2 protein-coding genes are annotated in these 18,736 nt (G+C 48.3%); both read left to right on the forward strand.

Annotation, left to right across the window (positions count from 1 at the left end):
* Positions 1 to 160: 160 nt before the first annotated feature.
* Positions 161 to 10,957, forward strand: coding sequence for a non-ribosomal peptide synthetase (locus G358_RS31235; RefSeq protein ID WP_019636817.1), 10,797 nt, complete (start codon positions 161 to 163; stop codon positions 10,955 to 10,957).
* 24 nt (positions 10,958 to 10,981) lie between these two features.
* Complete coding sequence (locus G358_RS29695; protein WP_033403883.1) at positions 10,982 to 18,721, forward strand: non-ribosomal peptide synthetase; 7,740 nt, start codon at positions 10,982 to 10,984, stop codon at positions 18,719 to 18,721.
* Positions 18,722 to 18,736 lie beyond the last annotated feature (15 nt).

Below are 18,736 nucleotides of genomic sequence, written 5' to 3' on the forward strand. Positions count from 1 at the left end.
CGAGCATAATACAAGCCGTTATCATAGAGCTTTTGGCGGGGCATCATGATAACGGCTTAGTTGGAACTCTTTTTGATATGCCTAAAAAGAGCCATTTATATTATAACATACCTTGCTAGACAATATCTACTATTTAAAATCATTCTAGGAGGGATAGGATATGATTTGCTCGCAAACACTTATCGATTTGTTAAGAAGAAATAGTGAGCTGAATAATAGAGGGATTACATACATCGAGGGGGATGACAATGAAATTTATTGCAGCTATCGAGACATTTTTGAGGAAGCTTTAAAATATTTGCATTATTTCCAGGCTGGCGGTATGAAACCGGGCGATGAACTAATATTTCAACTTGACGATAACAGAACGTTTATATTCGTATTCTGGGCATGCATCATGGGTGGATTTATTCCGGTTCCGATTACAGTCGGCAACAATGAAGAGCATCGAATGAAGCTATTTACGATTTGGAAGACGTTGAACCACCCTTATCTGATTGCAAACAAGGCGGTCATTGACCATTTGGTAAAATACGCTGCCAACAAGGAACTCGATCTGGTAATGGAAGAAATGATCGACAGATGCTGGGTGGCGGACGAGATCAAGCTGACCGGGGAGAGCGGGGATATTTTTGAAGCCGGATATAAGGATTTGGCTCTAATCCAGTTTTCATCAGGATCGACAGGCAGCCCTAAAGGCGTGATGCTGACGCACGAAAATCTAGTAACGAATACATACGGAATCATTGCGGGCGGTCAGTTGACAGATGAGGATCGCTACTTGAGCTGGATGCCGTTGACCCATGATATGGGACTGATCGCTTACCATCTGACTTCAGTTGCGTGTAATATGAACCAATTTCTAATGCCTACAGCTTTATTTATTCGCCGCCCCTCATTATGGATTAAAAAAACATCGGAACATCGTGCCACGATTATCGCATCTCCTAATTTCGGCTACAAATTTCTACTAACCTATCATAAAGCGAAGAATACGGATGATTGGGATTTGTCTTCTGTGCGCCTTATTTTTAACGGCGCTGAACCAATCTCTACAGAAATATGTGAAATGTTTTTGGATCGTATGTCGAAATACGGTCTTAGAAGAACCGCTATGTTCACTGTCTACGGTTTGGCAGAAGCTTCGGTTGCCGTGGCTTTTCCACCAGCAGAGAAACTATATACATCATTGAATGTAAATCGGAGACATTTGGGGATTGGTGAGAAAATTGTCGAGGTGGAATCAACACATCCTGACAGCTGCTCATTCGTCGAGGTTGGAACCGCGATCCCGGGCTGCGAGCTGCGGATATGTGATGAACAGGATCAAATTGTATCCGATCGTACGGTAGGCTTCATTCAAATCAGAGGCACAAACGTTACTGCCGGCTACTATAACAATCCCGAAGCGACGAATAAAGCGCTGACCGCGGATGGATGGATTCAGACAGGCGATTTGGGCTTTATAAGAGATGGCCAGCTAATCATTACAGGCAGGTTCAAGGATATTATTTTTATTAACGGACAGAACGTGTATCCGCATGATATCGAGCGAGTGGCCGAGGAGCTTGAAGGAGTGGAACTCGGTAAAGTAGCCGCAAGCGGCGTAAGGTGCGTGGACACCGGCACGGAAAAGATCATCGTGTTTATAGCTTCAAGACAAACTGCAGAGCAATTTGTTCCGCTAGCAGTAGGCATCAAAAAACACTTAAGTGAACGCGGGGGCTGGGAAATCTCTGACGTGCTGCCAGTGAAAAAAATACCGAAAACGACAAGCGGTAAAGTGCAGCGCTATGTGTTGAGCGAGCAATACGAAAGAGGGGAGTACGCAGAGCTATCCTCTACACTGGCTGAGTTGTCGAAGGAGTACATTATTCAGAGTAAAAAAGGTATGCCGCACAGTGAGATGGAGCAACGGATTTTGGGTATCTGTAAGGAAGTTCTTCAGTCGGATCTGTTCGACGCTCATGATCGATTCATGGAAGTTGGCCTCAATTCACTGCAGATGGAGCAAATAGCGGGAAGAATTGAGACTGAGCTGGCTAAGAAAATTAACGTGGCAGATCTGTTTTCTTATCCGACCGTATCGAAGCTTGCGGAACATCTCTTAAAACCGGCTGAACAGTCGACTATGAGAAAGGAAGTTAAGCAACGGCAAAGGGATGTTATTCGAGATATTGCTATTATCGGTATGCACGGTGTGTTCCCGCAGGCTGATAATCCTGAGGAATTCTGGGAGCGATTAATAACAGGTCAAGACTGTGTCGGAGCGTATGCTCAGGAACGGGTGGCTGACGCAGAGTATTTTGTTCAAGCGCTTAATATGTCGGGAAGAGATAAGCGGTTCGTAGAGGGTGGCTATTTGGATGAGGTGGACAAATTTGATTACTCCTTTTTTAAGCTGACACCAAAGGAAGCTAGCCTGATGGATCCGAACCAAAGACTGTTTCTTCAGACGGCATGGCATACGATTGAGCATGCAGGTTATAACGGTGAGCAAATGAAAGGTCGCAAAGTCGGGGTGTATGTAGGCTACTCCAAATCGGGTTATGAGTACGACCGCCTGCTGTCGGAGTTTATGCCGGAAGAACTGCCAAATTATGCGTTAGGTAATTTGCCGTCGATTATTGCGAGTCGAATTTCTTATTTGCTTGATCTGCGAGGCCCTGCTGTTACCGTGGACACCGCTTGCTCTTCATCGCTCGTTGCGGTCCATATGGCTTGCAAAGCGATTCGTAATGGAGAATGCGAAATGGCTCTGGCGGGCGGTGTTAAGACAATTTTGCTGCCGGTGCGAACCGGTATTGGAATGGAGTCTTCAGACGGTAAAGCGAAAGTGTTCGACGATGCGTCGGATGGAACGGGCTGGGGGGAAGGTGTTGCCGCTGTATTGCTTAAGCCGTTGGAGCAGGCTGTCGCGGACGGCGATCATATTATGGCAGTCATTAAAGGAAGTGCGGTTAACCAGGACGGCTCTACAGCGGGTATATCCGCGCCAAGCGCCGCAGCACAGACAGAGCTTCTCCTTGATGCATGGAACGATGCCGGAATAGATCCGACAACAATAACCTATTTGGAGTCGCATGGTACCGGTACAAAGCTGGGTGATCCGATAGAGATAGAAGGCATAAAACAGGCCTTCGCCACCGTTACATCTCGAAAGCAATTTTGCGCTGTCGGCTCTGTAAAGGCTAATATCGGACATTTGTATGAGGCTGCGGGTATCGCAGGTTTAGTGAAGTCTGTATTGGCATTACAGCATAAACAGATACCGCCATTGCTGCATTTTCAAACGCCAAACCGCAATATTTCCTTTGAGGACTCTCCGGTATACGTAAATCGAAGAGTCATTGACTGGGAACAAGGTGACACACCTAGACGCTGCGGTGTCAGCTCATTTGGATTCAGCGGTACTAACTGCCACATTGTAATGGAAGAATATAGCGCTTTATCTAATATAGTGCAATACCATCAGGTTCATATTTTGACGCTGTCAGCCAAGAGCGAGGCTGCTCTGCGGCGGCTTACAGAGAGTTATATTGCGCTGCTGAACAATACTGTTGAAGATCATCTGCAATCGGTCTGTTATACGGCGAATATTGGCAGAGCTCATCATCGCTATCGCATTGCCATTGTAGCGAGTGATCGTCAGGATGCTATGCGCAAGCTTAGGCTCGTTTTCTCCACAGAAATGAGCCAGGCTCCGGGCGTATTCTACAGCTTGGTTGATAACAGGAAGACAATCGCAGTTTCGGCAAATGCTAGTGATGTATTGAATGCGGGAAATGGTAATCTGCTGCAACAATTTGAAGCAAGTGGCTGCAGTGACCTGACCTGTGCTTACGAGCTGGCTAACAACTATGTGAGCGGAGCTGATATTGATTGGGGTATTTTGTATAGTCGGCATAAGCATAACAGGCTTCCGTTGCCAGTTTATCCGTTTGAGCGAAAACGGTGCTGGCTTCCGGGGATAACGGCAACTGATCTAAATCAAGAGAAGGGTGGACGGAATATGGAAGTCACGGCAACGGAGTTGGCAGATGTGCAGAGCGCTAACCATAACTATGATCATAAGCAGGAGCTTATTCAAACGTTGAAAGGCCTTATTGGGAAAATAACGCATTACGAGCCGGATGAAATTGACCCTCGCACACACTTTCTTGAGCTTGGTTTTGATTCTATCGTTCTCATGCAACTTAAAAACGCCATCAAGGACAGTATGGCTGTCGAACTACCCGTTCAAGAGCTGTTCGATTCGATAAACACAGTGGAGGCGCTTGGGGACTATCTTGCTCAAGTCGTTCCCCGCCGGATTGACAATATAGAACCGATATCTGTCTCCCCTGTTGTCAAGGAAGCCAGCTTGCCTCTAATAGAACAAAATTTAATCCCTGTTCCGGAAGCATCGAACACTGGCACTTACGTACAAGACAGCGGTAGGGGGGGAGAAGTGGTTGGTTCGAGCTTGACCGCAGAACGGATTGTAGAACAGCAATTACAACTTATGTCTCAACAGCTGGAGTTCATGCGGCACTACCGATCTCCGCAAGCAGCTGTAAAGGTATCGGAATCTCCTCGTGCGACCCAAGCTCAAGTTGGAAGTGTTAGCAGATCTGAATCTGAAGTTATTGCCAGAGCGATTGAAGAGGCAGCCCCCGCAGTAGATACGATTGAGCGGCCGCTGCGAAAGTCAGGGGGTTCGGATGAAGGAGAAACCCCTTTTGTTCCGTACAAGCAAAATCAAGTGCAATTACGTCAAGTGATGAGCGACAAACAAGAGCAGCATTTGAAACAGTTGATCGAGAGCTATGCAACACGTACTCAAGGGACAAAGGAACTGACGCAGCAATACCGTCACGTATACGCCAACAATCGGAACGTAGCGGGCTTCAGACCGCATTTGAAGGAAATGGTGTATCAGACCATTGCGGTTAAGGCTGATGGTTCCAAGCTTTGGGATGTAGATGGAAATGAATACGTCGATCTGACGATGGGCTTCGGAGTTAATTTCTTTGGACATAATCCGGATTTTATACGTGAGTCGATCGAGCGGGAGCTTGCCAACGGTATGCCACTGGGCCCGATGTCGGATAAAGCGGGACTGCTCGCTGAACGCATTCGGCAATTGACCGGGGTTGAAAGGGTTGCTTACTACAATTCTGGCACTGAGGCAGTAATGGTGGCGCTTCGTCTTGCCAGAGCGGCGACGGGACGCGATAAGATCGTACTTTTTAGCGGCTCGTATCACGGGACATTTGATGGTGTGCTTGCGCTTGGCGGCATATCTGATCATTCTACTCCACTGGCTCCAGGTATTCTTCAGCACATGGTTGATGACGTCGTTGTTCTGAATTATGGTACCGACGAGGCGCTTGAATATATTTCTGGGCACGCCGATCAATTGGCCGCTGTTCTGGTTGAACCAGTTCAAAGCCGGCGACCGGACTATCGGCCGCAAGCCTTTTTGCGCAAGTTAAGGCAGCTGACGCAAGAAGCGGGGACAGCGCTTATATTTGATGAAGTGATTACGGGCTTCCGCATGCATCCGGGTGGAGCGCAAGCGATGTTCGGCATTCAAGCCGATCTGGTTACTTACGGCAAGGTTGTTGGCGGCGGTATGCCGATAGGGATTGTTGCTGGAAATGCCCGATTTATGGACGGTATTGATGGGGGGATGTGGCAGTTTGGTGATAACTCCTATCCTCAGAATGAAGCAAGAAGAACGTTCGTGGCGGGAACTTTCTGTCATCACCCGCTAGCGATGGCCGCTGCGCTCACCGTGGTGGACAAGCTCACCGAAGAAGGAGAGGCGCTGCAGCATAATTTGAACAATCGTACAGCTCGCATGGCAGGACGATTGAATGAATGGTTCGCACAGGAGCGTGTGCCGATGAAGGTCGTTCATTGCGGATCACTATTCCGCTTCGTACTCAAAGGCGATCTGGAGCTGTTCTTTTATCACATGTTAAACAATGGCGTGTATATATGGGAAGGACGAAACTGCTTCCTGTCAACGGTGCATACAGATGATGATATCGAGGCAATTGTGAGTGCAGTTCAACAGAGTGTGAGCGAGCTGAAGCGCGGCGGATTTATACCGGAGCCGCCGGATGGCGGATCGGGACTGGCTGTACCGGATAAGGAAGAAACAGCTATTGTCATGACTCGCGATCAGCAGCAATTATGGTTAGCATCCAAATTATCTCCAGCTACTTCATTGGCGTTCCAAGAGTCAGTCGTGTTAAGACTTACAGGTTCCCTGCATGTTGATAGTTTTGTTGAAGCGATTCAGCAGGTGGCAGAGCGGCATGAAGCATTACGTATTCGAGTCGCTGATGATGGGGAGAAGCAATACGTGCAGCCTGGAATTATTGTAGCGATGCCGATGACAGACTGGAGTGGAAGGCAGGACATAAAACCGACAGAAGCGCAGCAGCAATGGATTGATACAGCGATTAATGTTCCGTTCGACTTAACGACACCGGATCCATTGTTCCGCGTTCAGCTATTGAGATATGAGCAGGACAAATATACGGCTGTATTTACATTCCATCATTTGATTGCTGACGGTTGGTCTATCGGCTTGTTTTTCCAAGAGCTGGCCAGCATTTATTCCTCATTAATAAGCGATAAGCCTGCTGTACTCATGCAGCAAGTACAGTTCGGAGAATATGTCAGAAGGCAAACGGAATCGAACGGTAACCCTCAGCGGGCCGAGGCGATTCGGATGTGGCAGGAGCGGCTTGGGGAAAAGTGGTCGTCACCCCGATTGTCGGCGGGTGGAGATAGCTTATCTATTCGCGGCAGCCGCGAGACAGTACTCTTAGAACGTCATGTTGTGGATAAGTGGAAGCAGCTCAGTATTACTCACGGAAGCAGTCTGTTTACAACGCTGCTAACGTGTTTTCAAATCGTGCTGCATCGTCACACTGGTCAGCGAGCACTTGCTGTCGGCGTTCCGTTCGCCGGGCAGGCCAGTATGGAAGCCTTGTGCATGATCGGTAATTGCGTTCATATGTTCCCGGTTTGCACGGATGCTGGCGGGCAGCCTTCCTTCGTATCGATGCTGCAGCAGGTGAAACAATGGTGGGCTGCGATCGAACAATATCAGAGCTATCCATTAACAGAGCTTGCTCAGGAATTGTACCAGTCAGGAATTGAGTTGCCTCCGCTCAATGTAGTATTCAACATGGACAGGGTACCGGGATCACTGCGCTTCGCCGGAATGGAGAGCGAACTGCAGGCAGGTGGCGTGCAGTACGCCAAATACGAACTGTTCTTGAATGTAACGGAAATCGAGGGCAGGTTAAGGCTTGATTTTGATTACAACATGGACGCGCTGGAGCGGGAAGTTATTCAGCGATTGAGCAATGAGCTTACAGGACTCCTGGAAATATGTTTGGAACATCCCGATGCGCCGTTTGAGCTTGGAGACGTTATTGAAGAGCCGCATTTCTCAGAGACACCAATTTCTTCGCCAAACAACAATGGCAAGCCAGTCGTTAAAAGCGAGCTAATGGCAGACGAGAGAGTGAAGGCGATCTGGCAGACAGTACTCGGGGAGAAAGAAATAGGACTTGACGACTCCTTCTTCGACATCGGCGGAACCTCGATGAAAGCGATGCTGATGATAGCTAAGCTGAATCAGGAATTTAACACTCATATTCGGATTAATGATCTGTTTAACTGCCGCACCATTCGTCAATTGCTCCCGTTTGTCACAGCGGATTCATTAACGGGGAGCAGCATGTCAGCATCGAGCAGGCTTGAGCCGATAGCGCAGCAGGCGATGTACCCGGTCTCATCCGCCCAGAAACGGATGTTTATTATGGATCAGGTTAGCCACAGTACAGCGTACAACATTTCTGGCATGCTTCGATTGGACGGTGCGCTAGATGGAAATCGGCTTATCGAATGCTTGCAGAGCATCGTTCAACGGCATGAAGCTTTACGGACTTCGTTCATCTTAGATAACGGAGAGCTATATCAGATTGTACATCCTAATATACAGCTTCCCGTGTTACAAAGAACGGTAGTGGAACAAGAGCTTGATGAGATTGCTCACCAATTTGTACAGCCCTTCTCCCTAGAGACAGCGCCTTTAATTCGTGCCGAACTGCTGCATATGTCGGCTGACAAGCATGTACTGCTAGTGGATATCCCTCATATTGTGGCGGACGGTCTATCGCTTGCCATTATATTGGAGGAACTATTCAGTCTGTATAACGGGCAGTCTTTGCCGGAATTGCGTGTTCATTATAAAGACTATGTTAGTTGGCTGTCGAAGGCTGAGGTGCAGAAGAAACTTGAGGAAGGAAAGGCTTACTGGCTGCAGCAGTTTGCCGAAGAGGCGCCGACACTAGAGCTGCCGACGGATCGTCCTAGACCGATGCACCAATCATTCGATGGGCATACGATTGAAATATCGCTCAGTAAGGAGGCTACACAGGAAGTACAGGCCCTATCGTCACAAACCGGAACGACACTTTTTATGATACTGCTAGCGGCATATCAAACTCTGCTTCACAAGTATACCGGACAAGAGGTTATTGTAGTCGGAACGCCAGTGTTGGGAAGAAATCATGCTGATTGCGAAAAAATGGTAGGTATGTTCGTCAATACCCTGCCGTTGAAACAGCGTATTGACAGCAATCTAACGTTCCGTGAGCTGCTTCAAGAAGTGAAGGAGACGGCGTTAGCTGCATACGAACATCAGGATTACCCATTCGAGCAATTACTTGGAGAACTGCAGCTTGTGCGGGACATGAGTCGAAACCCGTTGTTTGATACGTCATTTGCTTGGCTGGAGGCTGGTATTGAACCTTTTGTTCATCAGGGAATGAGCTGGACTCCAATCGAATACAATGCGGGAACGTCCAAGTTCGATTTGACCGTCAATGCGATGTTAATGTCCGATGAAATTACACTGCAGTTTGAATACAGTACCGCACTGTTTGATGAAGAGACGATCGTCCGCATGGCTGATCATTTGGCGAACATCATTAACAATGTCGGGCAAAATGCCGATCAGCGCCTGTCAGAGCTTAGCATCATGGGGGATGAGGAGCGTAATAAACTGCTTCATATTTTCAATGATACAGACATGAACTATGACCGATTACTGACGCTTCAGCAGTTGTTTGAGGAGCAGGTTGAACGTTCACCTGATGCGACTGCAGTAGTGGCAGACGATAGAAGCCTCACGTATGCGGAGCTGAATACGAGGGCAAATCAGTTAGCGGCTAAATTGCGGCAGCAGGGTATTGGCGCGGACAGTATCGTCGGCCTGATGCTTGACCGTACTGTGGAGATGATGGTTGGCATATGGGCGGTACTTAAAGCGGGGGGCGCTTACTTGCCTATCGATCCCGATTATCCGTCAGCTCGGATTCATTACATGATGGAGGACAGCGGTTCACAGTGGCTATTGACGGAGAAGTCGATGATGGAGTCTATTCCGTTTGAAGGCAAGGTCATTTGTATCGATGACGAAAGTCATTATGACGGAGACGGTCATAACTTGCCGCCGATTAATGAAGCGCATCATCTCGCCTATGTTATTTATACGTCTGGCTCTACTGGCAATCCGAAGGGAGTCATGCTGGAGCACCAGTCTGTGCACAATTTTTTTGTTGGGATGCGTCAGCGTATACCGTTTCATGAAGGGCAACGCATACTTGCTCTAACCACAATTTCTTTCGATATATTTGTGCTTGAAGCGCTGCTGCCACTGACTGTCGGTATGGAGGTTGTATTCGCACCTCGTCAAGCCCAGCAAGATCCGCAGGCGATCTGGCATCTAGTGAAGCGGCATAAAATTGGGATGCTGCAGGCAACTCCATCCCGTCTGCTTCTACTGCTAAATGATTCGTCCAGCAAGACTGGACTCAGAGGGCTAGATAGCTTGATTGTTGGCGGAGAAGCGCTTAACAGGGAAATTGTTATAGAGCTTGAGCGGTATAAAAATCTCCAGTTGTTCAACGTTTATGGCCCAACTGAGACGACTGTATGGTCAACTATTGGACAGCCAAAAAGTGATCGGGTTATTGATATCGGCACACCGATAGCGAATACGCAAATTTACATTTTGGATTCAGCAGATCAGCCGCAGCCAATCGGTATTGCCGGAGAGCTGTGTATTGCTGGCGATGGTCTGGCTCGAATGTATCATGGTCAACCGGAAATGACGGCGAGTAAATTCATTTCGAATCCATATCGTTCCGGAACACGGATGTACCGGACGGGTGATCTCGCCAAATGGCGTCCGGATGGAACGATCTTTTTCATAGGACGGAAGGATACTCAGGTGAAAATCCGCGGGTACCGAATTGAAACTGGAGAGATCGAGAGCCTCTTGCTGCAGCATGAACGGATTGTCGAAGCTGTCGTCGTCGCTAAGCAAATAGAAGGCCAGCAGACTTCGAGTTTATGTGCGTACGTGTCGACCGATTCGTCTTACACCTTGACGGTCGCGGAGCTGCGGGAATATTTGAGTGAACAGCTCCCTTCCTACATGCTGCCATCTTACTTTGTTTTCCTGGATAAAATGCCGCAGACACCGAACGGAAAAATCGATCGTAAGGTGCTGCCCGATCCTGAACTGCACGGCGACTTTGGTGACGCAAATATCCCGCCGCGCAACGAGAAGGAAGCGGCGATAGCGCGAGCCTGGGAAATAGGGCTCGGCGTTGAACGGATCGGTATTCGCGATGATTTCTTCGTGCTCGGAGGAGATTCAATCAAAGCGTTGAAGGTGGTGTCTTTACTGAAAGATAACCACTATAAGACGGAGATCTCATCACTGCTAAATTACACTACGATTGAGCAGTTAAGTCCGTATGTTGCAGCTGCGAATTCCGCATCGGAGACTGCAGCCGCAAATGATTCTGGAGCCGGCGGAGATGGAATGTCTTCCGAAGAGTGGAACGAGCTTAATCAATTTTATAACGGGATATAACATTTGCGAAGGTGGTGCATAGAGATGGCAGCCAAGCTTGAAATTCAACGTGCATATGCGATGACGCCCTTACAGGAAGGGATGTTGTATCACGCACTTATGGATGAAGGTTCTAATGCATATGTACAGCAATTGAGGCTTACGATCGAGGGGAAAGTTGACTTTGATTGTATGAGAGCCAGCATTCAGGAACTTGTTGACCGTTATGAATCATTTCGTATGAACTTTTTTTACCGCAAGCTGGAGAGGCCACGCCAAATTGTTTTTGCGAAACGGGAAGCGGTAGTTGCTTATCATGATTGTTATGAGCAGTGTGCATCCAATGTGACCGAATATGCTGAGCGATTGCTGGCGGAGGAACGGCGGCAAGGCTTCGACATGGAAAAGGAGGCGTTGATCCGCTTTGCCATTATTCGTACTGATGAACGTCGATATACGCTTGCCCTAACATTCCATCATATTATTATGGACGGCTGGTGCTTCGGAATTGTAATGGAGGAGCTGCTTCAAATCTATGATGCGCAAGTGACGGGGCAATCGCTTGCGTTGCGCCCGGTCGCCTCATTTGGAAGCTATATCGATTGGCTGGAGCAGCGGGATAAGGATGAGGCAAGAGCGTATTGGAAATCACTGCTTGCAGGATACGATACTCCGTTGTCTCTGCCTGGCTCGCTGATTCATCCGCAGGACGGCAGTTATGAGCTGGAAGTTGTACAGCTCCGCTGGACGGCTCAAGACACGGCTCTTATTCAAGCGGCAGCGGCTCGCATGAAGGTGACACTGAACGTATTATTTCAAGCGGTATGGGGGATGATGCTGGCCCGATATAACGGGACGAATGATGTTGTATTCGGGGCCGTTGTATCGGGAAGACCGCCGGAGCTCAATGATGTTGAGCGAATGGTGGGGTTATTCATTAATACGATCCCCGTTCGTGTCCAGCTGGAGCCGATGTCCCGAATGTCCGAGCTTGCTGTGGCAGTTCAGAGGCGTGCGATCGAGAGCATGGCTTACGATTATTGTTCGCTGGCTGACATTCAAGCGGAGGCGTCAATGAGGGAGCCTTTATTTGATCATATTTTCGTCTGCGAGAATTATCCGCTCGATGAAAGTACGGCGCTGGCAAGCGAACAACTGCAAATTAATGGGGCGGAACTGTTTGATCAGACTCACTATCATTTTAATATCGAGCTGACGCCGGGGACTGAATTAGTGGTTCGATTCGAATACAATCACCTAATGTATGACCGGGAATGGATTGAATCCGTCGCCTCACACATGCGTCGTGCCTTTGAAGCTATTGTGAGTAATCCTGACATTGCCGTAAAAGACATCCCATTGTTAACCGACCGGGAGATCCGGGAGCTGCTTATTGATTTCAATGGGGAAGAGACAGCACTTCCTCCATTTACGACTATTCTTCAATGGTTTGAATCGCAAGCAGCTATACATCCCGACCTAGTAGCGGTCGTTTGCGGCAACGAAGAGGTTACGTATAGGCAGTTGAACCGCCGAGCTAACTACGTGGCTCAATTGCTGCGGGAGCAAAAGGTCAGCTCCCAATCATCGGTAGCTATTATGGTCGAACGCTCGGTTGACATGATCAGTTCCGTGCTGGGGGTATGGAAGGCGGGAGCGGCCTACGTGCCGATTGATCCGGAATATCCACAGGATCGTATCCAATACATGCTGGGGGATAGCCAGGCGCAAATTGTCTTAATCAATGTTGATGCCGGGGAGGAACTGTTTCGTTCATATCGTTTGATCGATTTACGCCATGTTCCCGGAGATGCAAGCTTGAATGAAATGCAGGATATAAATCCGGTGTCTGCTACAGTTGGGGATGACCTTGCTTACATAATGTACACCTCAGGTACTACCGGTAACCCAAAGGGTGTCATGATTGAGCATCATAATCTGGTCAATGTGGCCGAGAGCTGGCGACTCGCCTATAAATTAGACTCATTCCCTGTTCGACTGCTGCAGTTAGCGAGCTTCTCGTTCGACGTTTTTGTCGGCGACATATGCCGTGCTCTGTTGAATAAAGGCTGTATGGTGATAGCGACTGAGGCTGATCGGTTTGAGTTTGCGCGGCTGCATCGTTATATTTTGCACAATCAGATTTCAATATTGGAGTCAACGCCCGCATTGCTCGTTCCATTTATGGAGTATGTACATGAGCAGAAGTTGGATGTATCCAGTTTGAGGCTGTTCATTGTGGGGGCCGACGCTTGCTCGAACAAGGACTTTAAGGCGTTAGTGGGACGGTATGGATCTACGTTGCGAATTGTTAACAGTTATGGAGTTACTGAGGCAAGCATAGATTCTAGCTTCTACGAAGAAGCGGCTCATAGCATAGCGGAATCGGGCAACGCGCCTATCGGTAAGCCTATGCACAATATGCAGTATTATATTTTGGATCCATCCCTGAACCTGGTTGCCAAGGGTTTGATAGGGGAGCTGTATATTGGTGGAAAAGGGGTTGCCAGAGGCTACTGGAATCGTACTGAGCTAACAGCGGAAAGATTCATTCCGAATCCATACCAGCCCGGCGAGAAGATGTACCGAACAGGTGATTTAGCGAGATGGCGCCCGGACGGCAACGTTGAGTTTATAGGAAGATCGGATCATCAGGTGAAAATTCGGGGCTACCGGATTGAATTGGGAGAAATCGAGGGCCGCTTGCTGCAGATGGAAATGGTGAATGAGGCGCTTGTTTCGGTAGTTGATATAGATGGGGAACCACATTTGTGCGCCTATGTCGTAGCGGAGCGGGATGAATGGGAGCCAGAGCAGGTAAAAGAGGCGTTGGGGCTGCAGTTACCCTCCTATATGGTGCCTACCTGGCTAATTCGGATCGAACAGCTCCCGCTTACTCCGAATGGCAAAATTGATCGCAAGGCGCTGCCGCTTCCCAACATGGAACGGGATGACTCTCCTTTTGAGGCACCGCGGAGCGAGACAGAGCAGAAATTGCAGCTTATATGGCAAGACGTATTATCAACACGGAATATTGGGATATTTGACTCTTTCTTTGAAAAGGGAGGGCACTCCTTAAAGGCCATTATTTTAATTTCAAAGATCGATAAAGTATTCCAGGTTCAAATATCGTTGAAGCAAATATTTCAACATCATACGATTGCCGCTATGGCGCAGCTTATTGAGCAATCGGAGCGCGGTCAGCAGGCAGTGATTGAGCGTGTGGCATCTCAGCCGTTTTACCCTGTGTCTTCGGCACAAAAAAGATTGCTCGTACTTAATCAATTTGAAGCGAAGAGTACGGCCTACAACATGAATACAGCGATCGTCATGGAGGGAGTAATTGATCACGAAAAACTGGAATCGGTATTTCAGTCATTGGTTGATCGACATGAGTCGCTAAGAACGACATTTGAGATGCGGGAAGGCAATCCTGTACAAATCGTGCACGAGAGCTTCATGTTCAAGCTGGACAGTTGGGAGATCGAATCATCTGTTATAGATGAACAAGCTGCAATTGCAATTGCAATGGAGCGATTTGTTCAGCCATTCGATCCCGGCAAGCTGCCGCTGATTCGGGCCGCGCTTATCCGACTTGAGCAGAATAAAGCCATACTGCTTATTGATCTTCATCATATTGTAACGGATGGAACTTCTGTAGAAGTCATTATTGAAGAATTTGCTCAGCTATACAATGGGGATTCCCTGCCATCGCTTTCACATCAATATAAGGATTACGCGTGTTGGCAGCAGAAGCTGCTGAATGATGAGAAACGAAACAGTCAGGAGAAATTTTGGCTGGATTCGTTCCAAGGTGAAATTCCTGTCCTAGCTATGACAACGGATTATGCTCGTCCGGCGGTTAAAAGTTATGCAGGTGCGCAGGTAGTAGTAGAGTGGGACGAGCGACTGGTCGACTCGCTCCAACAGCTTGTATCACGTACACGAACGACACTCTATATGGTGCTGCTGGCTGCATATAATGTGCTGTTGCATAAATATACCGGTCAGGAGGATGTCATTGTCGGTTCGCCTTCGGCTGGCAGAGGTCATGCTGATTTACAACGGGTGGTCGGGATGTTCGTTAATACGCTGGCGATGCGCAATTATCCTCGCAGTGAGATGACGTTTGAGGCATTTTTACAGGAAGTGACGGAACGCTCGCTTCAGGTATTTGAACATCAGGAGTATCCGTTTGAAGAGCTTATTAGCAAGTTAGGCGTTCAACGCGATATGAGCCGCAATCCGCTATTCGATACTATGCTTGTGTTGCAGAACACCGACGCCAAGGAATTGAGGCTTGACGGGCTGCGGCTGCGAACGGTTGATTTCGATTCAGGAAATAGTAAATTCGATCTTGTGCTTAGCGTAGCAGAACAGGACGGTCGCTTGCGCCTGGAGCTTTCATATGCGACGGCACTATTCGAGAAGGGGACGATAGAGCGATTGGCGGAACATCTCTATCGTATTTTAGAGACGGTAGCAGCGAAGAGTGATGTCTGCTTGTTTGAAATCGAGCTGTTGTCAGAGTCGGAACGACATGAACAATTGCAGCTTTCCAATAGTATGGAATTACGACCTGATCTGGATACGACTCTTGCCGCCAGGTTTGCAGTTCAGACGGAGCTTCATCCTGACCGAATTGCTGTGTGCGATATTAAGAAGTCGCTTACCTACAGCGAGTTGGATCGAACAACAAATCAATGGGCGCACAAGCTGCGGGAGTATGGGGTGAAGAGGGATACAATCGTCGCCGTCATGGCCGAGCCGGGCATCGAAATGATTGTCGGCATTATAAGCGTGTTGAAGGCAGGCGGAGCATATTTACCGCTTGATCCATATTATCCAGCCGAGCGAATTGGCTATATTCAACAAGAAGCTGGTTTTAACATCGTGATGTCGGAAAGCCAGCTGCCATTCCCATTCGCTGAAAATACGGAGCGCTTTTGTCTGGATAATCCTTTAGAAGAGAATGATGATGACCGTCCATTGACACCTGTAAATGTTCCTTCTGATCTCGCATATGTCATTTACACTTCGGGAACGACAGGAGCAGGCAAAGGGGTCATGATCGAGCAGCGCAGCGTCATAAATCTCATTGACGGTTTGCATAAATTGGTATACAGCCGCTACGAAGCACCGCTGAATGTAGCGTTGATCGCGCCGTTCGTGTTTGACGCTTCGGTGAAGCAGATTTTTGCCGCGCTGCTTCTAGGGCATACCCTGCATATTGCGCCGAGGGATGTACGATCCGACGCCAAAGCGTTGAGCGAATTTTATAGCCGTCATGAAATTGACTTATCGGATGGAACGCCGACCCATATCCGTATGCTGAACGCATTGCCGGACAATTCACGGGTGGCCGTCCGCCATTATTTGATCGGTGGCGAGACGCTCCACTTTGAGACGGCGCGACAATGGATTGAGCGCTGCTCTCCGCATAAGCCTGTTATTACGAATGTGTATGGTCCAACCGAGTGTACTGTGGATGCGACGTCCTATACAATCGACACCGCTATTGAGGGACAAGGTGCCACAGTTCCAATTGGTACTCCGCTGCCAAACGTGCGTGTCTACGTGTTGGGCTCGTCGTTGGAAATACTGCCAAGAGGGGCGATAGGCTTCCTATACATCGGCGGAGCGGGTGTAGCCAGAGGTTATTTTAACCGTGAGGAGTTAACGAATGAATCATTTGTGCCGAACCCGTATGTGCCGGGAGAGCGCATGTATAAAACGGGCGACAGAGCGCGCTGGCTTCCGGACGGAACGATTGAATTTCTAGGGCGAAATGATCACCAGATCAAAATCAGAGGCTACCGGATTGAAACCGGCGAGATCGAAAGCGCGCTGCTCACTCACGCTGAGGTGGAATCATGCATTGTCTTGGCTGTTGACGGTTATGGCGATACGAAGCAGTTATGCGCTTATGTTGCTGCGAAGCATCATGCGGCTATGGGGACGGAAGCGTTCCGCAGCCATCTGGCGAACCATTTGCCTGATTATATGATTCCGGCTTACTTCGTCTTTATGTCGGAGCTGCCGATGACATCCAACGGCAAAATTGATCGCCGTGCGCTGCCGGATCCAGATATTCATACCCGATCACTAGACAAGTATGAGGCGCCAGCTATTGAAATGGAGCGGGTACTCGTTGAGATTTGGGAAGAAGTACTCGGAATATCTCCAATCGGGGTGGAACATAACTTCTTTGAGCTAGGCGGAGATTCAATTAAAGCCATTCAAATTGCGGCTCAATTAAGCGGCGCAGGCTATACCATGGAGATTCGCCAATTGTTCCGCCACCCAACCGTAAGATCATTAAGCGGACAAGTTGTTAAGAATAAACACGAAATCCCTCAACAGGCCGTTGAGGGGGAAATCCCACTCACACCGATACAACAGCGCTTTTTTGAGAACACTGCTGCGCTGCCACCGCATCACTACAACCAATCTGTCGTACTGTTCCGTTCCGAGGGGATCGATGCTGCAGCGACAGTAGAAGCCTTTCAACAATTAACTCACCATCATGATGCTTTGCGGATTCGTTTTACTAAGAACGGCGAGAAGTACGTTCAATGGAATGCCGGACTTGATAATGGTTTCTTTAAGTTGATCCAAGTAACATTACCCGCTGATCTTGAACAGCAGACGTGGGAAGCGGAGACGGAGCGGCTGCAGAGCGGCTTAGACATTGAAAAAGGGCCGTTGATTTCATTAGGTATTTTTGATTCGTCAGCGGGCTCCTATTTGCTTATTATTATGCATCATCTTCTGGTGGACGGTGTTTCATGGCGAATTATTATTGAGGATTTTATTGCCGCTTATGAGGCAATCTCAAGCGGAAAGCAGTGGACACCGCCGCTGAAAAGTGATTCCTATCGGGATTGGGCGCAAGCACTGGTACACTATGCCGCCACTGGAAACTGGAAGGAAGAGATTTCTTATTGGGCACAAATTAGCCAACAGGAGATCACTAGGCTTCCTGGCAGAGAGGTTCACTGTGATAGAGGCGGGGTGCCAAGGAGTGGAATCGTTGCCCTAACATTGGATCACGAAGAGACAAGTCGTTTGCTTGGCGCGGCAAACCGAGCTTACCGTACAGAAATTAATGATCTGCTGCTCGTTGCTTTAGGCAGTGCTTTGAAGCAATGGACGGGAACGAATAAATTCGCTATTGATCTGGAGGGTCATGGGCGGGAACAACTCGTACCGGATATGGATGTATCACGGACAGTCGGATGGTTCACTTCTGTTTTTCCTGTCATTCTCGATATGAACAGCGGAGATAATTGGTCGGATGTGATTAGACATGTGAAGGAAGGCCTTAGACGAATTCCGAACAAGGGTGCAGCTTATGGCATTTTGAAATATTTATGTGAAATGGAGAATGAATCACCGCCCCGTTTCGATAAGGTTCCTGAAATTTTATTCAATTATTTAGGTCAAGTTGATACTAATCAGCCATTGCAAGGATTCGTTATTAGTGATCGTCCAGCAGGATCAGAGATGGCCGATCATTTGAAACGGCTATATCCATTAGAAATAAGCGGAATGGTCTCAGGAGGGCAATTGACAATTCATCTGGCTTACGATGCTGACAGGTTCGAGCCTTCCGCGATAGAACGATTGGCACAAATATATACACAATCGCTGAAACAAGTCGTCGACCACTGCTGCTCGCAACAATCAACAACACTGACCCCTGACGATTTGACGTACAAATCCATGTCGATCGACCAGCTTGATCGAATTGCAGGACTGTTGAAACAGAAAATAAAACAATAATTGGAAAGAAGTGGG

It is taken from the genome of Paenibacillus fonticola DSM 21315, from assembly GCF_000381905.1.
Lineage (GTDB): Bacteria > Bacillota > Bacilli > Paenibacillales > Paenibacillaceae > Fontibacillus > Fontibacillus fonticola.

Excerpts from the sequence above, each read along its gene's own strand:
- G358_RS31235 (WP_019636817.1), top strand. The coding sequence starts at position 161 with ATGATTTGCTCGCAAACACTTATCGATTTGTTAAGAAGAAATAGTGAG.
- G358_RS29695 (WP_033403883.1), top strand. The coding sequence starts at position 10,982 with ATGGCAGCCAAGCTTGAAATTCAACGTGCATATGCGATGACGCCCTTA.